The sequence below is a fragment of the Microbacterium pollutisoli genome (assembly GCF_053586795.1).
Map to the genome: position 1 here is coordinate 215247 of NZ_JBNYWT010000001.1, position 19169 is coordinate 234415.

The following is a 19169-nucleotide window of genomic DNA, read 5'->3' on the forward strand; positions in this document are numbered from 1 at the left end:
TCAGCGGATCGGCCAGCTGCCGTCGAGCACGCCGTCCGGCTCGAGCCGGCCGATCTTGATGAAGTACTCCGTCAGGCTCTCCGCCTGAGCGCGGGCCCACCCGATCTGCTGCGTGTGGAGCTCGGCGGCGTCGGCCGGCAGCGCGAACCGCCCGGCGAGAGCCTGGGCCACGCGGCCGGCGGCCACCGCGTCCGCGGCGGCATCGTGTGCGCCCTCGAGGGTCACCGCGTAGTGCGCGGCGACCACCTCGAGCGTGCGCTTGCCCCTGCGGTACCGGTCGTAGGTCTTGTCGAGCACGAGCGGGTCGATCACCGGCGCCGGGTTCAGCAGCGGGGCGACCCCGTGGCGCAGGGCCTCATGCTTGAGCAGCGAGAAGTCGTACGGCGCGTTGTAGGCGACGACGGGGATGCCGGCGTCGAACAGGGCGCGCAGCGCCGCCACCACCTCGGCAACGACCTCGGCCGCGGGCCGGCCGTACGTGCGGGCGTGGGCGCTGGTGATGCCGTGCACGGCGGTCGCCCCGGCGGGGATCTCGACCCCCGGGTCGGCCAGCCAGCTCTGCGCGCGGACGACGGCGCCGTCGGCGCCGAGCAGTCCCACGTGCGCGGTCACCACCCGGTCGGTCGTGACGTCCACCCCGGTGGTCTCCAGATCGAACACTCCGACCGAACGGGCCCATGCGGGCACCGGCGCGGCCGCGGCTGCGGCATCCCACCCACCGTCGTCCCAGAGGGGGAGTGTGGGCTGGTGCGGCAGGTCCATGCCTCATACGGTATGACCGGCCACCGACACGCCCGCGGCGGCACGCCGCACTCGTAGACTCGGACGGTGACCGCACCCCATCCCACCGCCGGTGACCGCCTCGCCGCCCTGCCGGTCCGGCGGCATGAGGTCCGGGTCCTGGGCGGTACGACCGCGTACTGGACGTACGGTCCGGACGACGCAGTGACCACGCTCGTCGCCGTGCACGGCTTCCGCGGAGAGCACCACGGGCTCGAGCCGGTCGTCGCCCACCTCGACGGCATCCGCGTCATCGCCCCTGACCTGCCGGGCTTCGGGGAGACGGCACCGCTCCCGGGCCGTCGGCACACCCTCGACGCCTACGCCGAATGGCTCACCGCGTTCGTCGCGGCCGTCGCCCCCGGCGCCGAGATCCTCGGCCACTCGTTCGGCTCGATCGTCGTGTCCGCGGCGGTCGCCGGCGGTCTGCCGGCGCCCCGCGTGGTCCTGGTCAACCCGATCGGCGCGCCCGCGCTCGAGGGGCCCCGCGGCATCCTGACCCGTCTGGCGGTGTTCTACTACTGGGCCGGTGCGAAGCTGCCGCGCACGCTCGGCGAGGCACTGCTGCGCAGCCGGCTGATCGTGCGGGTCATGAGCATGTCGATGGCCAAGAGCCGTGACCCGGCGCTGCGCGCGTTCATCCACGAGCAGCACGACACCTACTTCTCCCGGTTCGCCGACCGTGACGTGCTGCACGACGCGTTCGTGGCGAGCGTCTCGAACGACGTGCGCCGGTTCGCCGCCGACATCACACAGCCGACGCTGTTGATCGCCGCCGAACGCGACGACATCACCCCCATCGAGGCCGAACGCGCGCTGCAGAAGATGTTCGCCGACGCCGAGCTGGTCGAGATCGCCGAGGTCGGCCACCTCATCCATTACGAGACGCCGGAACCGGCCGCCGCCGCGATCAGACGGTTTCTCGCGCGCGGCGCCGACGGTACGCGTTGACGTTCATGCGGTTGCCGCAGTTGCCGGTGTCGCAGTAGCGCTTCGACCCGTTCTTCGAGAAGTCGATGTAGACCCCGCGGCAGTCGTCCGCCCCGCAGACGCGGACGCGGTCGTACGTGTCGGAGCGGATGACCTCGACGAACGCCATCGCCGTCTCCACCACGATGCGCACCGCCAGCGGATCGCCGGCGTCGGTCGCGTGGATGTGCCAGTCGTGTCCGTCGTGCCGCACGAGTTGCGGCAGTGCCCGGCCGTCGCGCAGCATCGCGTTGACCAGGGGCACGGCGGCCTCACGGTCGACCTCCCACAGCGCGCGCAGCCGGGGCCGCACGTCCCGCAGGGCCGCCAGCTCGGCCTCGTCGTGGCGGATCGCGCCGGTGTAGGGGAAGTCGCTGAGGAACGCGTCCAGATCGGCCTGCGTCACCAGCCGGTCCGCGCCCTCGGGGCCTGCGTCACCGAGCGTGTTGACCAGGGCCGCAGCGGCCCGCAGCGACAGTTCGGTGTCACGAATGAAAACCAACTTGACTCCTGACGGTTGTCGGCAGTACCGTCACCAGTGTAGAGGCGGTTCGGTCATGACCGCCGTCGTCGAGGAGCACCGTGGCCGACACCGCGTCGATACCGATCATCGCCGAGCCGTCGGCGACCGCGTCCGCTGCCCGCCGCGCCCAGGGCATCCTCCTGGGCGTCGGGTCGGCACTGACGTTCTCCCTCAGCGGGCCGTTGGTCAAGCCCCTGCTGGAGGCGGGCTGGACGCTGTCGGCGGCCCTCGTGCTGCGCATGGGGCTGGCCGGGATCGTCTTGTCCCCGGCACTGGTGCGCGCCATCGCCCGCGAACGCTCCTTCCTGCGGCGCCACGGGGTGGCCCTGCTCACCTTCGGGCTCATCCCGGTGGCCGGATGCCAGCTGTTCTACTTCGCGGCGATGCAGCGCATGCCGGTCGCGGTGGCGCTGCTGATCCAGTTCCTCGCGCCGGTGCTGCTGGTCGGCTTCGTGTGGGTGCGCACGCGTCGCCGGCCCTCCCGGCTGGTGCTGGCCGGCTCCGTCGTCGCGATCGCGGGCCTCGTGCTGGTCGTCGACGTCGTCGGCGCCCGATTCGACCCGCTCGGGGCGCTGCTGGCCCTCGGGGCAGCGGTGTGCGTGTGCGTGTACTTCGTCATGGCCGAGCGTGCCGGCGACGACCTGCCGCCGCTTGCGCTGGCCTCGGGCGGGCTGCTGACCGGCGCGGCGATCATGTGCGTTCTCGCGGTGACCGGCATCCTGCCGTTCCGGGCCCCCGCCGTCACGGTGGTCTTCCGCGGCGTCGAGGTGCCCGGCTGGCTGCCCATCGTGGTGGTCGGCCTGCTCGCCACCTCGCTCGGCTACGCGCTGGGGGTCATGGCGGTGCCGCGCATCGGGTCGCGCCTGGCGTCGTTCGTCGGGCTCACCGAAGTGCTGGGGGCGCTCGTCTACGCGTGGCTGCTGCTGGGTGAAGTGCCGGCGGCGACCCAGTTCGTCGGCGGTGCCGCGATCCTGCTGGGGGTGGTCCTCGTGCGGATGGATGCCGAGGCGACGGCCGTCACTGCTCCCGTCGAGCCTCTTCCAGCAGCGGGCGCACCCGGTACCCGATGACCTCGCCCATCACCAGGGAGGTCTCGGTGCGCTCGACGCCCTCGATGTCGAGGATGCGGGCGTCCACCTCGAAGAGGTGACGCGTGTCCCGCGCGGCGACGTGCACGAGCAGGTCGATCGGGCCACTCAGGCCGTGCACCTGCACCACTTCCGGGATGCGTCGCAGATCCTCCGCGATGCGCGGCAGGTCGGCCTGCTGCACGGTGACGCTGATCATCGCCTCGATCGGGAACCCCAGCTCGTGCGGGGCGATCGCCCGCTCGTAGGAGAGGAACACGCCGGAGCGCTCGAGCTTGGCCAGCCGCGCCTGCACCGTGTTGCGCGACATGCCCAGGCGGTCGGCCAGCGCCACCACCGTGGCGCGATGGTCCTCGCTGAGTGCGCTCAGCAGTTCGAGATCGACGTGGTCGAGGGATCCCATAGTGCGAAACATTAGCAGGACCGAGCCCCGGAACATGGGCATCATGCTCAACTTGCGCCGACGTGCTTGAGCTAGGTGCGATGCCGACGTAGCCTGCGAGTGTCGGCGAAGCTGCCGACGACCGGCACCGGCCGGCGTGTCCACAAGACCCGCCGCCGAGACCTGGAGGGAAGACGATGACGCTGACCCCGACCACCGACACGTCGACTGATCTCGACGACCTCGCCCGCGTGCTCACGCCGGACGGCGAGCGCATCCCGGATCGGCGACTCGATCCCTGGATCGCCGACCTCGACGCCGACACGCTGCGCGGGCTGTACCGCGACATGGCCATCACCCGGCGCCTCGACGCCGAGGGCATCGCCCTGCAGCGCCAGGGTCAGCTGGGCCTGTGGGCGCCCGCGCAGGGCCAGGAGGCCGTGCAGGTCGGCACCGCCCGCGCCTGCCGCGACGACGACTTCCTGTTCCCCAGCTACCGCGAGCTGGGGGTGCAGCTCGTGCGCGGCGCGAAGCCCGCCGATTTCGTCCTGGCCTGGCGCGGCGAGCTGCACTCCACGTACGACCCCTACCTGCTGAACCTGGCCACCCCGCAGATCATCATCGGCGCGCAGACCCTGCACGCCGCCGGCTACGCGATGGGCATCCAGCGCGACGGCGGCGACCAGGTCGCCGTGGCCTATTTCGGTGACGGCGCCACCAGCCAGGGCGACGTGAACGAGGCGATGGTGTTCTCCTCGTCGTTCCGGGCCCCGATGGTGTTCGTATGCTCCAACAACCAGTGGGCCATCTCCGAGCCGGTCACGGTGCAGACGAAGTATCCGATCGCCGGGCGGGCGCCGGGCTTCGGCATCCCGAGCCTCCGCGTCGACGGCAACGATGTGCTCGCGTGCCTGGCCGCAATGCGATGGGCCGTCGACCACGCCCGCAGCGGTAACGGCCCGGCCTTCCTCGAGGCGGTCACCTACCGGATGGGGCCGCACACGACCTCGGACGACCCGAAGCGCTACCGCTCCGACGACCAGGTCGCCGCGTGGCGCCGGCGGGATCCGCTCACGCGGTTCGAGACGCACCTGCGTGCGCGGGGGATGTTCGACGACGCGTTCGCCGAGCAGGTCGACGCGGATGCCGGGGAGTTCACCGCGGCCATGCGCGCGGCCGCCCTCGGCGCCGTCACCCGACCGCCGATCGAGGTGCTCGACGACGTGTACGCCGAGCCGCACCGCGGGCTGATCGAGCAGCGCGAGCGGTTCGCCGCCTACCTGTCCGGCTTCGCCGACGAGGAGGTGGCCCGATGAGCGAGCAGCTGACGATGGGCAAGGCCCTCAACGCGGGACTGCGGCGCGCCCTCGCCGACGACGACAAGGTCCTCGTGATGGGCGAGGACATCGGGCGCCTGGGCGGGGTGTTCCGCATCACCGACGGGCTGCTCGACGAGTTCGGCGCGGCGCGGATCATCGACACGCCGCTGGCCGAGTCGGGCATCATGGGCACCGCCGTGGGGCTCGCGTTCCGCGGATTCCGTCCGGTGGTCGAGATCCAGTTCGACGGCTTCGTCTATCCGGCGTTCGACCAGATCGTGTGCCAGGTCGCGAAGCTCCACTACCGCACGCGCGGGCACGTGAAGATGCCCATCACCGTGCGCATCCCGTGGGCGGGCGGCGTCGGCGCCGCCGAGCACCACTCCGAGTCGCCCGAGGCCTACTTCGTGCACACGTCGGGGCTGCGCGTGGTCGCCGTGTCGAACCCGCAGGACGCGTTCATGATGCTGCGACAGGCGATCGCCTGCGACGACCCCGTCGTGTTCTTCGAGCCCAAGCGGCTCTACCACACCAAGGGAGAGGTCGACCTCGACGCCGACATCGCCGACGCGGCCCCGATGGGCCTCGCCCGCGTCGTGCGGCCCGGCACCGACGTCACACTGCTGGCCTACGGCGCGCAGGTGGCCACGGCCCTCGACGCGGCCGCCGCCGCCGAAGACGAGGGCACCTCCATCGAGGTGATCGACCTGCGCTCGATCTCGCCGGTGGACTACCCGACCGTGACGGCGTCCGTGCGCAAGACCGGCCGCGTCGTGGTCACCCACGAGGCGGCCCGCGAGGCGGGGGTGGGTGCCGAGCTCATCGCGAGCATCACCGAGAAGTGCTTCCACCACCTCGAGGCGCCGCCCGAGCGGGTCACCGGCCACGACATCCCGTACCCGCCGGCCAAGCTCGAGAAGTTCCATCTGCCCGACCTCGACCGCATCCTCGACGCCGTCGACCGGGTGCTGGAGCGTCCGAACAGCCTGTCGGAGGTGGAATCGTGATCACCGAGTTCCGTCTGCCCGACCTGGGGGAGGGGCTGCCCGAGGCCGAGATCGTGCAGTGGCTGGTGGCGCCGGGCGACACCGTCACGCTCAACCAGACGATCGCCGAGGTCGAGACCGCCAAGGCCGTCGTCGAGCTGCCCTCGCCGTACGCCGGCACCGTCAGCGCCCTGCACGCCGAGGCCGGCGACACCGTCGCGGTCGGCGACGTGCTCATCGCCTTCGACGTCGCCGGCGCCGAGGGCGACGACGCGCCCGCGGCCGACGCGCAGGACGCCGCCCCGACCGAGGCCGCCTCGGAGGCCGCCGGCGAGGCCGATCCGCCCAACCTGGTCGGCTACGGCGCGGCCCCACGCAGCGGCGATCGCCCGCGGCGCCGCGCCCGTGCGGGGCGTGCCGCACCGGCATCCGACACCGCCGTGCTGGAAGCCGCGCCCCACGACGCGGTGACCGCACCGACCCCGCCCGACACGCGTCACGAGCGGCCGCGCTCGACGCCTCCGGTGCGCAAGCTCGCGAAGGACCTCGGCGTCGACCTGGCGCTGGTCGAGGCCAGCGGCGCGACCGGCATCATCACCCGCGCCGACGTCGAGGAATATGCGGCGCGCGTGCAGTCGGCGGCCCCGACCCCCGCCGTGCCCGCCCCGGCGCCTGAGCCCGGTGCACGCGAGACCCGCACGCGCATCCGCGGCGTCCGCAAGGCGACGGCGGAGGCCATGGTCGCCAGCGCGTTCACGGCCCCGCATGTCACGAGCTTCCTGACCGTCGACGTCACGGCCACCACCGCGCTGCTCGCCCACCTCAAGGCCGACCCGCGCCTGGCCGAGCACCGCATCGGCATCCTCGCGGTCGTCGCCAAGGCGGTGTGCCTGGCGCTGCGCGCGCACCCCGAGCTGAACAGCCGTTGGGACGAGGAACACGGCGAGATCGTGCAGCACCACTACGTCAACCTCGGGATCGCCGCGGCGACCGAGCGCGGCCTCGTGGTCCCGCACATCAAGGACGCCGACCGGATGGGCCTGGCCGAGCTCGCCGACGCGATCGGGGAGCTCACGCAGACGGCGCGCAGCGGCCGGACGGGACTGGACGTGCTGCGGGGCGGCACGTTCTCGATCACGAACTTCGGCGTCTTCGGCGTCGATGCCGGCACCCCGATCCTCAATCCCGGCGAGGCCGGCATCCTGGGCGTCGGCGCCGTGCGCCGCCAGCCGTGGGAGCACGAGGGCCAGATCGCGTTGCGGGACGTGCTGACCCTGAGCCTGTCGTTCGACCACCGCCTCGCCGACGGCGAGCAGGGGTCGCGGTTCCTCGTCGCGGTCGGCGATGTGCTGCGCGAGCCCGGGCGGGCGATGCTGTAGACGGCGACCGCCGCGCTCACCGGCTCGTGAGCGCGGCGTAGGCCATGTGCGCCAGCAGAGCGCGCACCTCGTCGTCGGCGGGGGCGTCGCGCAGGCCGCGGACGCTGTGCGGTGTGGAGTTGATCAGGCCGAACCCGGCGTGCGCCCGCACCCTCAGGTCGGTGGAGGCCGGGACCCCCAGCACGTCGGCCAGCACGGCCGTCCACACCTCGACGTACTCCCGCTGCAGGCGGCGCACGCGGTGCCGGGCGGCCTCGTCCAGCTGCGCGAGGTCCCGGTCCTGCACGCGGATGACATCGGCGTCGGCCAGGGCGAAGTCGACGTGGAAGGCGATGAGGCCCCGCAGACGCGCGTCGGGGGAGTCCGCCTGGCCGATGACCCGCAGCCCGCCGGCGAGCAGGTCCTCGCTGGTGCGCACCAGGATCTCGCCCAGAAGTGCCCGCTTGCTGTCGAAATGGCGGTACACGGCGGGGCCGGTGATGCCCACGGCCGTGCCCAGATCCTCCAGGCTCACCCCGTCGAAGCCGTGCGCGGCGAACAGGCGTGCCGCCGCCGTCAGCAGCGCCTGCTGGCGGTCGGCCTTGGCCCGCTCGCGTGCCGTGCCCGCATCCGTCATGCCGCCCCCTTGTGGCTTCAGTTAATGATCGCTAACCTGTCGATTGAATCAGTTAGTGAACACTAACCGATTGCGCGGCCGCCGTGCCAGCGCCATCGACGGAGATGACATGACGACCCTGACGAGCAGGCTCACCCACGACGACGAGTTCCGCCGCCGCGACGAGGGGCAGCGGGCGGCGGCCGAGCGGCTGCGCGCGCGACTGGCCGAGGTCGCGCTCGGCGGTCCCGAGCGGGCGCGCGAACGCCACGTCGCCCGCGGCAAGCTCCTGCCGCGGGAGCGCGTGAACCGCCTGCTCGATCCGGGCAGTCCGTTCCTGGAGCTGGCGCCGCTGGCCGCCGACGGGCTGTACGACGGCGACGCGCCGGCGGCGGGGGTGATCGCCGGCATCGGCCTGGTCCACGGCCGGCAGGTCATGGTCATCTGCAACGATGCGACGGTCAAGGGCGGCACCTACTATCCGCTCACGGTGAAGAAGCACCTGCGTGCGCAGGAGGTGGCGCTGGAGAACCGCCTGCCCGTCATCTCCCTCGTCGACTCCGGGGGCGCCTTCCTGCCGATGCAGGACGAGGTGTTCCCCGACCGCGACCACTTCGGCCGGATCTTCTACCACCAGGCGCGGCTCTCGGCGGCGGGCATCGCGCAGATCGCCGCCGTGATGGGCTCGTGCACCGCGGGTGGCGCGTACGTCCCGGCCATGAGCGACGAGACCGTCATCGTCCGCGATCAGGGCACGATCTTCCTGGGTGGGCCGCCGCTGGTCAAGGCCGCGATCGGCGAGGTCGTCACCGCCGAAGAACTCGGCGGGGGAGAGCTCCATGCGCGCACCTCCGGGGTCGTGGACCACCTGGCCGACGACGACGAGCACGCCCTGGAGATCGTCCGTGACATCGTCGCCACGCTGCCGGCGCCGGGCGCACCGGCGTGGGAGGTGACGGCATCCGTGCCGCCCGCGCTGGACCCCGGCGAGCTGTACGGGGCCGTCCCCGTCGACGTGAACCAGCCGTACGACGTGCGCGAGGTCATCGGGCGCCTGGTCGACGGCAGCGACTTCCACGAGTTCAAGCGCGAGTACGGGGACACCCTGGTGACCGGGTTCGCACGCATCCACGGCCACCCGGTGGGCATCGTCGCCAACAACGGCATCCTGTTCAGCGAGTCCGCGCTCAAGGGCGCCCACTTCATCGAACTGTGCGACCAGCGCGGGGTGCCGCTGCTGTTCCTGCAGAACATCTCGGGATTCATGGTGGGGCGCGACGCCGAGGCCGGCGGCATCGCCAAGGACGGCGCCAAGATGGTCACCGCCGTGGCCACCACCCGGGTCCCCAAGCTCACCGTCATCATCGGCGGCTCCTTCGGCGCCGGCAACTACTCCATGTGCGGGCGGGCGTACTCGCCGCGATTCCTGTGGTCGTGGCCGGCCAGCCGCATCTCCGTCATGGGCGGGTCGCAGGCCGCGTCGGTGCTGTCGACCGTGCGCGCCGACCGGCTCGCCGCAGCGGGCGAGAGCTGGGACCCCGACGAGCAGGCCGCGTTCGAAGCGCCCATCCGCGCCCAGTTCGAACAGCAGGGCGACCCGTACTACGCCACCGCCCGGCTGTGGGACGACGGCATCATCGACCCGCTCGACACCCGCGACATCCTGGGCCTTGCCCTCGACGTGTGCTCCCGCACGCCGCTGCCCGAACCGCGCTTCGGCGTCTTCCGGATGTGAGGCCGATGTTCACCACCGTCCTGGTCGCCAATCGCGGCGAGATCGCCCGCCGGATAATCCGGACCCTGCGCGCCACCGGCATCCGCTCGGTCGCGGTGTACAGCGACGCCGATGCCGACGCCCCGCACGTGCACGAGGCCGACGTGGCGGTGCGCCTGGGCCCGGCGTCGGCCGCCCGGTCGTACCTCGACATCGACGCCGTGATCGCCGCGGCCGTGGCCACCGGCGCGCAGGCGATCCACCCCGGCTACGGGTTCCTGTCCGAGAACGCGGACTTCGCACGGGCGTGCGCGGCGGCGGGCATCACGTTCGTGGGGCCGGGCGTCGAGGCGCTCGAGATCATGGGCGACAAGATCCGTGCCAAGACCCATGTGGCTGCGCACGGGGTGCCCACGGTGCCGGGCTTCTCCGCCGCCGGCCTCGACGACGCGCAGATCGCCCGCCAGGCCGAGGAGGCCGGGTACCCGCTGCTGGTGAAGCCCTCCGCGGGCGGCGGCGGCAAGGGGATGCAGATCGTCGCCGACGCGGCGGCGCTGCCGAGTGCACTGGCGGCGGCGCGGCGCATCGCGGCGGCGGCCTTCGGCGACGACACCCTCCTGCTGGAACGGCTCATCACCCGCCCCCGGCACATCGAGGTGCAGGTGCTCGCCGACGACCACGGCGCCGTCGTGCACCTCGGTGAACGCGAGTGCACGCTGCAGCGCCGGCACCAGAAGGTGATCGAGGAGGCGCCGTCGCCGATCGTCGACGCGGCGACCCGGGCGCGGCTGGGGGAGGCGGCGTGCGCCGCGGCGGCCTCGGTCGGCTACCGGGGGGCCGGCACCGTCGAGTTCCTCGTGTCGGCCGAACAGCCCGACGAGTTCTTCTTCATCGAGATGAACACGCGACTGCAGGTCGAGCATCCCGTCACCGAGCAGGTCACCGGCGTCGACCTGGTCGCCGCGCAGCTGTACATCGCGGCCGGCGAGCCGCTCGCCTTCGCGCAGGACGAGGTCCGGCTCACCGGACACGCCATCGAGGCGCGCGTGTATGCCGAAGCACCCGACCGCGGGTTCCTCCCCGCGACCGGCGACGTCCTGTACTGGCATGCGGCGCCGGACGCGCGGACGGATGCCGGGGTGACCACCGGCAGCCACATCACCGCCGACTACGATCCGATGATCGCCAAGGTGATCGCCCACGGCGCCGACCGGACCGAGGCGCTCGACCGGCTCGACGCGGCGCTGGCCGACACCGTCGTGCTGGGCGTCGACACCAACATCGCGTTCCTGCGCGACCTGCTGGCCCAGTCCGCCGTGCGCGCCGGCGACCTGGACACCGGGCTCATCGACCGACTGCCCGCCCCCGAACCGGCCGCGCCCACTCCCGCGGCGCTGCAGGCCGCCGCGGACGCGCTGCGTGACCGCGCCGATACTCACGCGGGCGTGTGGCACCGATTGCCGGGATGGCGCATCGGCGGGCGCCGCGAGTGGGGGCGCGTGCTGCTGCGCGGCGACGACGGCGTGCTGCACACGGTGGATGTCGCGCCTGAAGTGTCGGCATCCACCCCGGTCGCCTTCGACGAGGACGGCGCCGTCTGGGTGCAGGCGGACGGCCGGGCCTGGCGACTGCGCCCGGTCAGCCGCCGTCAGGCGATGGCCGAGCGCCACGCCGCGACCCAGCGCGTGGCCGGCGCCGCCGACCCCGAGCTGCGCGCGCCGATGCCGGGCACCGTGGTGGCCGTCCACGTCGCCGAGGGTGCCACCGTGGCATCCGGAGACCGCCTCGTCACGATCGAGGCCATGAAGATGGAGCACGCCGTCACGGCGCCGCACGACGGCGTCGCGCGCGTGCACGTCGCCGTGGGCGCACAGGTGCGCCGCGACGAGGTGCTCGCCGACGTGCGCGCACAATCGGAGGGAAACCCATGATCGACCTGTCCGCCTACGACCTCGACGACGAGCAGCTCGAGCTCGCCCGGATGGTCCGCACCTTCGCCGACGAGGTGGTGGCGCCGCGTGCCTACGAGGCCGACCGCACCAAGACCCTGCCGCTCGACGTCGTCGCGCAGATGGGGGAGCTGGGGCTGTTCGGCCTGCCGTTCCCCGAGGAGTACGGCGGTCAGGGCGGCGATTACCTCGCCCTGTGCCTGGCCATCGAAGCGCTCGGCCGCGTCGACCAGTCGATCGCGATCACCCTGGAGGCCGGGGTGAGCCTGGGCGCCATGCCGGTGTTCCGGTTCGGCTCCGAACAGCAGAAGCAGGACCTGCTGCCCGACCTGCTGGCCGGCCGCGCGCTGGCCGGCTTCGGGCTGACCGAGCCCGAGGCCGGGTCGGATGCCGGGGCCACGCGCACGACCGCGCGCCTCGACGGTGATGAATGGGTCATCGACGGCGCGAAGCAGTTCATCACCAACTCGGGCACGGCCATCACCCGTTTCGTGACGGTGACCGCCGTGACCGGCCAAGACGGCGACCGCAAAGAGATCTCCACGATCATCGTCCCCAACGGCACCCCGGGGTTCACCGTCGAGCCGGCGTACGACAAGGTGGGCTGGCATGCGTCGGACACCCACCCCCTCACCTTCCAGGGCGCGCGGGTGCCCGCCGGCAACCTGCTGGGCGAGCGCGGCCGCGGGTTCGCCAACTTCCTGCAGATCCTCGACGAGGGACGCATCGCGATCGCCGCGCTGGCCACCGGTGCGGCCGAAGGCTGTCTGCAGGCGGCGGTCGACTACGCGAACACGCGCATGGTGTTCGGGCAGTCGCTCGCCACGCGCCAGGGCATCCAGTTCATGCTCGCGCGCATGCAGCAGCGGGTGCACACCGCGCGCCTGGCGTGGCTGCACGCCGCGCGGCTGCAGGGCGCCGGGAAGCCCTTCAAGACCGAGGCGGCGCTGGCAAAGCTCACCGCCGGCGAGGCCGCAATGGACAATGCCCGCGACGCGACGCAGATCTTCGGCGGGAACGGCTTCATGAACGAGTTCCCCGTGGCCCGTCACTACCGCGATTCGAAGATCCTCGAGATCGGTGAGGGCACCACCGAAGTGCAGCTGCTGCTCGTGGCACGCGCGCTCGGCGTGGCGCAGTAGCGTGGTGATGTGACCGAGATCGTCCAGCGCGGCCTCTACTACGAGGAGTTCGAGGTCGGCGCCGTCTACGCACATCGGCCGGGCCGCACGGCCACCGAGTCCGACAACGTGCTGTTCTCCTCCCTCACGATGAACACGCAGCCCCTGCATCTCGATGCCGCGTACGCGGCCGGCCAGCCGTTCGGGCAGCGTCTCATGAACTCGATGTGGACCCTGTCGACCATGGTCGGGGCGTCCGTGGCCCAGCTGACCCAGGGCACTCTGGTCGCGCAGCTGGGGCTCAGCGACATCACCTTCCCGGCGCCGCTGTTCCACGGCGACACGCTGTACGCCGAGACCGAGGTCGTCGCCAAGCGGCCGTCCGGCTCGCGCCCCGGCCAGGGCATCGTCACGATGCGCCACACCGGCCGGAATCAGGACGGCACCGTGGTCGCCACGGCATCCCGCGTCGCGCTGATGTGGTGCCGCGACCACGCGGAAGCCGCCGCGTCGTGAGCACGGCCGCCGGGCCCGTCGACGTGCGCGCCCTCACCGACGCGGAGGCGCGCGACCGGGACCGGACGCTGGGCGCGGTGGCCTGGCGCGAACTGCCGCCCGGGGTCATGCGCACCGAGTACGCCGTGCCCAGCGGCCGGCTCGCCGGGCTCGTCGCCGGGGAACCGGACGCGCCCCGCGTCGTGCTGGTTCCCGGCATCACCGGGTCGAAAGAGGACTTCATCGTCATGCTGCCGCTGCTGGCGGCGGCGGGCATGCGCGTGGAGACCTTCGACATGGCCGGCCAGTACGAATCGCACCGTGCCGGTCCCGAGAACCTGCGGCCGGCACGCGACCGGTACGACCTGGACCTGTTCGTCGAGGATCTGAAGGCGGTGCTCGCGATCGGGCCGGTGCCCGTGCATCTGGCCGGGTACTCGTTCGCGGGCACGGTCGTCGCGGCGCTGGCCGCACGCTACCCCGAGGCGATCGCCTCGCTCACGCTGATCTCGGCCCCGCCGGTGTCCGGGCAGGTGTTCTCCCGCATCAAGGTGCTCGGCCCCCTCGCACGCGTCACCCCGGCGCGTCGGGCGGCGCCGCTGATGATCTGGGGTGTGGGGCGCAATCTCAACCGCGCGCCGCGTCACCGCATCGCCTTCGTGCGTGAGCGGTTCACCCTGACCCGGCGTGACAGCGTCGCCGACGCCTTCGAGATCATGTCGGCCACGCCCGACCTCGACGACGCTCTCGCGGCGATCGACGCGCCCAAGCTCGTGGTCGCCGGTGCGCACGACCTGTGGCCGGACCGCCTGCACCGCGCGTATGCGGCGCGGATCGGCGCGGACCTCCTGCAGACCACCGGCGGCCACAGTCCCAGTGAGGATGCGCCGCACACGCTCAGCCGCGAGATCGTGCGGCGAGCGGGTCTCGGTGACGGCTGACCCGCCATGTGCGGCGGCGCGCCGGGAAGGACAGCTCCCGGTGGTTGACGGCGATCGTGTGCAGCGCCCACTCCAGCCGCCGGCGGATGGCCGCGACCGATGCGAACGGCCGGGCGGAGACATCGACGACGAGCGCGCGGTCGTAGCGCACCTCCGTGCCCGGTGGCAGGTTGATGGTGATGTCGAAGTCGTCGTGGATGCGCGGGTCGTCGCGGTGCACGACCCCGCGGACGCGGCGCCACAGGCCGGCGCGCATCGCCAGGTTGGAGCCGAACAGCACCTGGTGGCCGAGCACCGCACGCACCAGCGTCGGGTAGGCGCCCAGATACAGGTGCGTCGCGATCCAGCGGGTCACCGCGGTGCCGCCGTAGTACCGGCCGGGCCCGCTCAGCGCCGACAGGGCCGGGTCCGCGGCGAACGCGGACACGACGCGCGCCACCCAGTCGGGCGGCGGCACCGAATCGGCGTCCAGGCGCAGCAGCAGATCGCCGTCGGCGGCATCGAAGCCGGCGGCGCTGGCGGGGAAGACGCCGCGCAGCGGCTGGACAACGACCCGGGCCCCGGCCGCGCGCGCCACGGCGGCGGTGTCGTCGGTGCTGCCGTTGTCGACGACGACGATCTCATCCGGCGGCACGGTCTGGGCGGCGAGCGCCGCCAGGCATGTGCGCAGCATCACGGCGTCGTCGAGCGCCGGGATCACCACCGAGGTGCGCGTCACGGCGGGAGCCTATCGGGTGGCGGCGCGGTACCGTGAACACCATGATCGACATCGACGCATTCGGCTTCGGTCCGGCGCTGCTGTTCTGCCCCGCCGATCGCCCGGAGCGCTATGCGAAGGCCGCCGCGCGTGCGGACACCGTCATCCTCGATCTGGAGGACGCCGTCGCCGGCGATGCCAAGGGCGCCGCCCGCGGTGCGCTCATCGAGTCAGATCTCGATCCGCAGCGCGTCATCGTGCGGGTGAACCCGGTGGGCACCCCCGAGTTCGACGCGGACCTGGCGACCCTGAGCCAGACCGACTACCGCACCATCATGATCGCCAAGGCGCAGTCGCCCGGAAAGACCGGCCGCATCGACCCGCGGTTCGCCGTGGTGGCGCTGTGCGAGACGGCGCGCGGCGTGGCGGCGGCCGAGAAGCTCGCCGCGCTGGACAACGTCGTGGCGCTCATGTGGGGCGCGGAGGACCTGGTCGCGTCGCTGGGCGGCACCTCCAGCCGCAAGCCGAAGGGCGGCTATCGCGACATCGCCCGCTATGCGCGGGCCCGCGTGCTGCTCGCGGCCGGGGCCCGCGGCAAGGCCGCCATCGACGCCGTGCACCTCGACATCGCCGACCACAAGGGCCTGGCTCGCGAGGCGCGCGATGCGGCCGCGAGCGGCTTCGCGGCGACCGCGTGCATCCACCCCGACCAGGTCGCCGTGATCCGTGACGCGTACCGGCCGGATCCGCAGGAGCTCGCGTGGGCGCGGGACGTGCTGGCCGCCGCCGACGGGCAGCCCGGGGTCTTCCGGCACCGGGGCCGCATGGTCGACGAGCCGGTGCTGCGTCATGCGCGCACCCTCGTGCGTCGCGCGGACGCCTGACCGCGGGAGCTGCGCGCGTCAGTCGACCGGGATGCCGGCGTAGGACAGCAGCCGCAACCGGTCGCGCTCGACGAGGAACGTGTGCGCCGAGCCGTTCGCGAGCCGTTCGCCCTCACCCGGGTACGCGCCGGCGGTGGCGTGGCGGATCAGTTCACGGATGAGGGCGCCGTGCGACACGACGATGAGCGCCGGTGCGCGCGGTGCCGTGGCGCGGCGGGCGTCGCGGATGACCTCGCGCACGCCGGCGATCGCCCGGGAGCGCACATCGGCCCACGCCTCCGCCTCGGGCACCTGGGCGGTGTGCCAGTCGCCGAACTGCGTGCGGAACCGGTGGACGTCCATGCCCTCGGCCTGCCCGTAGCCGCGCTCGCGCAGCGCGGGATACTTCTGCGGCTCGGCCACGCCGAACTCCGCGGCGATGATGCGCGCCGTCTCGTGCGCGCGCGACAGGTCGCTGGAAGCGACGACGACCGGTCCGGCGTCGGCGAGCTGCTCCTTGAGGCGCAGGGCGGCAGCGCGCGCCTGGGCGCGGCCGGTGTCGTTGAGGGGGATGTCGGTCGAGCCTTGGATGAGCCGATTCAGATTCCAATCGGTCTCGCCGTGGCGCACCAGAGTCAGGGTGGTCACCCTTCGAGCCTACGGCCCGGCGACGGACGGAAGGCCGTCTCGGGCCCGCTCACGCGGGGAGGCGTGCGGCCAGGTGTGCGAGCACCTCGGAGGTGCCGGCATCCACTTTCACGGTCGCGCGGGCGTCGGCGCGCGTCGGGCCGCGGTTGACGATCACGACGGGCAGCCGCCGGCGGCGGGCGCGCTCGACGAGCCGGATGCCGGAGTTGACCACCAGCGACGACCCGGCCACGATGAGCGCGTCGCTGAGCGCCAGGAGCTGCTCGGCCTGCCGGAACCGCTCCGCCGGCACGAACTCGCCGAAGAAGACCACATCCGGCTTGAGCAGGCCGCCGCACACGCTGCAGGAGGGCACGACGAAGCCGTCGCTGGATGCCGGGGACACGTCGCCGTCCGGGCCGAGCGCGACCGCGTCCGGCGCGGTGATCCACGGGTTGTCGGCCTCGATCCGCTGGGCGAGGTCGCGGCGGTCGAACACCTGCCCGCAGTGCAGGCACCCCACCCGGCGCATCGTGCCGTGCAGTTCGACGACGCGGCGGCTGCCCGCCCGCAGATGCAGCCCGTCGACGTTCTGGGTGATGACGCCGGTGACGGGGCCGGAGGACTCCATGGCGGCCAGCGCCTCGTGGCCGGTGTTCGGGCCCGCCCCGGCGAACGCTCGCCAGCCCAGGTGACTGCCCACCCAGTACCGCCGCCGGTACTCGTCCCCGGAGAGGAACTGCTGCACGGTCATCGGCGTGCGCGCCCGGGAGCCCTGGCCGCGATAGTCCGGGATCCCCGAATCGGTCGACACGCCCGCACCGGTGAGCACCGCGATGCGGCGTCCGGCGAGCGCCTCGACGGCTCGGTCCAGTGCGGCCGTGGCCGTGGCATCCATCTGCTGCGCCGCCTGCACCGAGGTCATGCGCAGAGCCTACGCCCGGTGCGTTTCCGGCATGTGTCCGGGCGTGGCCCGGTCAGCGCAGGGCCCACAGCGCGACGGCGGCCGCCGCGGCGACGTTGAGCGAATCCACCCCGCCCGACATCGGGATGGTCACGACGGTGTCCGCGGCCGCCAGCGCCCGCCGCGACAGGCCGTCGCCCTCCGCGCCCATCAGCAGCGCCACCCGCTCCGGGCGCGCGGCGGCGAACACGTCCAGCGGCACCGCGTCGTCGGCGAGGGCCAGTGCCGCCACGTGCAGGCCCGCGTCGTGGAGGACCGCGGTGCCCGACGGCCCGTCCGCGGCGGCCCACTCGGGCAGGCGCGTCCACGGCACCTGGAAGACCGTCCCCATGCTCACCCGCACGCTGCGCCGGTACAGCGGGTCGGCGCAGCGCGGCGTCACGAGCACGGCGTCGACCCCGAGCCCCGCCGCGGCGCGGAAGGCCGCCCCCACGTTCGTGTGGTCGACGATGTCCTCCAGCACCAGCACCGTGCGCGCCGAGGCCACGACGTCGGCCGCCGGCCGCAGCGCCGGACGGTGCATGGCGGCCAGGGCCCCGCGGTGCACGGCGTATCCCGTCACCCGTTCGGCGATCTCGCTCGAGACGACATACACCGGCGCGTCCCCGGCCAGCGGCTCGACGTCGGCGAGCCACTTCTCCTGGACCAGCACCGACCGCGGGCGATGCCCGGCACCCACGGCGCGGGCGATCACCTTGGCCGACTCGGCGATGTACAGACCGCCGGCCGGCTCGAGCACGCGCCGCAGGGCGATGTCGGTCAGATCGCGGTAGTCGGCCAGGCGCGGGTCGTCGTGGTGCGCGATGCGCTCGATGCGCATGCGTCAGCTCTCGGCGGAGCCGGGGGTGTCGGAGCCTTCGGGGGCGTCGAGCAGCACGGGGGTTTCGAGCAGCACCGGAGTCGGCTCCGGGCGCTTGGCGGTGATGTTGTCGCCGGACGACTGGTGGCGCAGGCGCCGCAGCACCCACGGCACGAGGTGTTCGCGGGCCCACACGAGGTCGTTCACCCGCGCCTCGCGCCACGACAGGCTCGGCAGCGGGTCGGGCTGCATCGGCTGCAGGTCGTTGGGCACGTTCAGCGCGCGCAGCACCATGCGGGCCACCTCGTGGTGGCCGAGCGCGTTGTAGTGCAGGCGGTCATCGTCGAAGAATCGCATGTCCTGCACGGTCTTGAGCGCCCACTGGTCGGCCACGATGCAGTCGTACCGGTCGGCGATGCCGCGGATGTTCTCGTTGTAGATGGCCACCCGGCCCCGGATGCCGCGGAACACCGGCGTGAAGGCGGTGTCGATCCCCGTGAACACCACGACCGTCGCGCCCTGCGCCGACAGCCGAGCCACGGCATCCTCGAACTGCTGCGCGACCGCGTCGGGGTCGCCCCCGGGGCGGATGACGTCGTTGCCGCCGGCGGAGAACGTGATCAGGTCGGGGGACAGCGCCAGGGCCGGCTCGATCTGGTCGGCGGTGATCTGCCCGATCAGCTTGCCCCGCACCGCGAGGTTCGCGTAGGCGAAGTCGGACACCTGGGAGGCCAGGACCTCGGCGACGCGGTCGGCCCAGCCGCGGTGACCGCCGGGCAGCGACGGCTCGGGGTCGCCGATGCCCTCGGTGAACGAATCGCCGATGGCGACCATGCGCCGCCACGGGTGCACGGTCTCGTTGGCCACGAACGGGGTGCGGTGGCTGTCGGCGGCGCGACCGGTCATTGCTGCTCCTTCGGTTCCGGGCCGTCTCGTGGACGACCGGGCGGTACGAGGCTACCTGTCGCCGGGACCGTT

Annotated in this window: 20 protein-coding genes; 11 read left to right on the plus strand and 9 right to left on the minus strand. The window is 72.8% G+C overall.

What is annotated here, in order from left to right; translation table 11 throughout:
* Window positions 1-762, minus strand: coding sequence for an exonuclease domain-containing protein (locus ACQ143_RS01060; RefSeq protein WP_449568876.1), 762 nt, complete (start codon window positions 760-762; stop codon window positions 1-3).
* A gap of 66 nt (window positions 763-828) precedes the next feature.
* Between ACQ143_RS01060 and ACQ143_RS01065 the strand changes: the two genes are divergently transcribed.
* Window positions 829-1731: an alpha/beta fold hydrolase gene (locus tag ACQ143_RS01065; protein ID WP_449568877.1), complete on the plus strand. Its 903-nt coding sequence runs from the start codon at window positions 829-831 to the stop codon at window positions 1729-1731.
* Here ACQ143_RS01065 and ACQ143_RS01070 read toward each other — a convergent pair.
* Window positions 1691-2251: a CGNR zinc finger domain-containing protein gene (locus ACQ143_RS01070; RefSeq protein WP_449568878.1), complete on the minus strand. Its 561-nt coding sequence runs from the start codon at window positions 2249-2251 to the stop codon at window positions 1691-1693. The genes ACQ143_RS01065 and ACQ143_RS01070 overlap by 41 nt on opposite strands.
* A gap of 80 nt (window positions 2252-2331) precedes the next feature.
* On the opposite strand from ACQ143_RS01070, the gene ACQ143_RS01075 reads away from it, so the two are divergent.
* Window positions 2332-3342 carry an EamA family transporter gene (locus ACQ143_RS01075; protein WP_449568879.1) on the plus strand — a complete coding sequence of 337 codons (1011 nt, stop codon included), beginning with the start codon at window positions 2332-2334 and terminating at the stop codon, window positions 3340-3342.
* Here the strand turns inward: ACQ143_RS01075 and ACQ143_RS01080 are convergent.
* Window positions 3290-3763: an Lrp/AsnC family transcriptional regulator gene (locus tag ACQ143_RS01080; protein ID WP_449568880.1), complete on the minus strand. Its 474-nt coding sequence runs from the start codon at window positions 3761-3763 to the stop codon at window positions 3290-3292. The two genes, ACQ143_RS01075 and ACQ143_RS01080, sit on opposite strands and share 53 nt — an antisense overlap.
* Before the next feature lie 176 nt (window positions 3764-3939).
* On the opposite strand from ACQ143_RS01080, the gene pdhA reads away from it, so the two are divergent.
* The 3 genes from pdhA to ACQ143_RS01095 are packed head-to-tail and all read left to right on the plus strand — an operon-like array spanning window position 3940 to window position 7426.
* Window positions 3940-5058 carry a pyruvate dehydrogenase (acetyl-transferring) E1 component subunit alpha gene (gene pdhA / locus ACQ143_RS01085; protein ID WP_449568881.1) on the plus strand — a complete coding sequence of 373 codons (1119 nt, stop codon included), beginning with the start codon at window positions 3940-3942 and terminating at the stop codon, window positions 5056-5058.
* Complete coding sequence (locus ACQ143_RS01090) at window positions 5055-6068, plus strand: alpha-ketoacid dehydrogenase subunit beta (protein ID WP_449568882.1); 1014 nt, start codon at window positions 5055-5057, stop codon at window positions 6066-6068. Before pdhA ends, ACQ143_RS01090 begins: the two co-directional genes overlap by 4 nt.
* A complete protein-coding gene (locus ACQ143_RS01095; RefSeq protein WP_449568883.1) occupies window positions 6065-7426 on the plus strand; it encodes a dihydrolipoamide acetyltransferase family protein in 1362 nt (453 codons plus the stop codon). Before ACQ143_RS01090 ends, ACQ143_RS01095 begins: the two co-directional genes overlap by 4 nt.
* 16 nt (window positions 7427-7442) lie before the next feature.
* Here ACQ143_RS01095 and ACQ143_RS01100 read toward each other — a convergent pair whose 3' ends face one another.
* Window positions 7443-8042 carry a TetR/AcrR family transcriptional regulator gene (locus tag ACQ143_RS01100; RefSeq protein ID WP_449568884.1) on the minus strand — a complete coding sequence of 200 codons (600 nt, stop codon included), beginning with the start codon at window positions 8040-8042 and terminating at the stop codon, window positions 7443-7445.
* A gap of 109 nt (window positions 8043-8151) precedes the next feature.
* Here ACQ143_RS01100 and ACQ143_RS01105 point away from each other — a divergent pair, with 109 nt between their 5' ends.
* The 5 genes from ACQ143_RS01105 to ACQ143_RS01125 are packed head-to-tail and all read left to right on the plus strand — an operon-like array spanning window position 8152 to window position 14241.
* Window positions 8152-9756: a carboxyl transferase domain-containing protein gene (locus ACQ143_RS01105; protein WP_449568885.1), complete on the plus strand. Its 1605-nt coding sequence runs from the start codon at window positions 8152-8154 to the stop codon at window positions 9754-9756.
* Between the two features lie 5 nt (window positions 9757-9761).
* Window positions 9762-11666, plus strand: a complete 1905-nt coding sequence (locus ACQ143_RS01110) for an acetyl/propionyl/methylcrotonyl-CoA carboxylase subunit alpha (RefSeq protein ID WP_449568886.1) — start codon at window positions 9762-9764, stop codon at window positions 11664-11666.
* A complete protein-coding gene (locus ACQ143_RS01115) occupies window positions 11663-12826 on the plus strand; it encodes an acyl-CoA dehydrogenase family protein (protein ID WP_449568887.1) in 1164 nt (387 codons plus the stop codon). Before ACQ143_RS01110 ends, ACQ143_RS01115 begins: the two co-directional genes overlap by 4 nt.
* Before the next feature lie 9 nt (window positions 12827-12835).
* On the plus strand, window positions 12836-13321 hold the full coding sequence (locus ACQ143_RS01120) for a MaoC family dehydratase (RefSeq protein ID WP_449568888.1): 486 nt from the start codon (window positions 12836-12838) through the stop codon (window positions 13319-13321).
* Window positions 13318-14241 (plus strand): alpha/beta fold hydrolase, encoded by a 924-nt coding sequence (locus tag ACQ143_RS01125; protein ID WP_449568889.1) that lies wholly within the window; start codon window positions 13318-13320, stop codon window positions 14239-14241. Before ACQ143_RS01120 ends, ACQ143_RS01125 begins: the two co-directional genes overlap by 4 nt.
* Here the strand turns inward: ACQ143_RS01125 and ACQ143_RS01130 are convergent.
* Window positions 14198-14959, minus strand: coding sequence for a glycosyltransferase family A protein (locus ACQ143_RS01130; RefSeq protein ID WP_449568890.1), 762 nt, complete (start codon window positions 14957-14959; stop codon window positions 14198-14200). The genes ACQ143_RS01125 and ACQ143_RS01130 overlap by 44 nt on opposite strands.
* A gap of 41 nt (window positions 14960-15000) precedes the next feature.
* On the opposite strand from ACQ143_RS01130, the gene ACQ143_RS01135 reads away from it, so the two are divergent.
* Entirely contained in the window at window positions 15001-15822 is an 822-nt protein-coding gene (locus tag ACQ143_RS01135; protein WP_449568891.1) for an HpcH/HpaI aldolase/citrate lyase family protein, read from the plus strand.
* A gap of 18 nt (window positions 15823-15840) precedes the next feature.
* Here ACQ143_RS01135 and ACQ143_RS01140 read toward each other — a convergent pair whose 3' ends face one another.
* From ACQ143_RS01140 to ACQ143_RS01155, 4 genes are read right to left on the minus strand one after another with little or no spacing between them, the layout of a single operon-like run.
* Entirely contained in the window at window positions 15841-16449 is a 609-nt protein-coding gene (locus ACQ143_RS01140; protein WP_449568892.1) for a histidine phosphatase family protein, read from the minus strand.
* A 49-nt stretch (window positions 16450-16498) separates the two neighbouring features.
* Window positions 16499-17353 (minus strand): Sir2 family NAD-dependent protein deacetylase, encoded by an 855-nt coding sequence (locus ACQ143_RS01145; RefSeq protein WP_449568893.1) that lies wholly within the window; start codon window positions 17351-17353, stop codon window positions 16499-16501.
* 52 nt (window positions 17354-17405) lie between these two features.
* Window positions 17406-18212 carry a TrmH family RNA methyltransferase gene (locus ACQ143_RS01150; protein ID WP_449568894.1) on the minus strand — a complete coding sequence of 269 codons (807 nt, stop codon included), beginning with the start codon at window positions 18210-18212 and terminating at the stop codon, window positions 17406-17408.
* Window positions 18213-18215: 3 nt separating this feature from the next.
* The gene (locus ACQ143_RS01155; RefSeq protein WP_449568895.1) at window positions 18216-19097 is read right to left on the minus strand and encodes an SGNH/GDSL hydrolase family protein; all 882 of its coding nucleotides are present in this window, start codon (window positions 19095-19097) and stop codon (window positions 18216-18218) included.
* Window positions 19098-19169 lie beyond the last annotated feature (72 nt).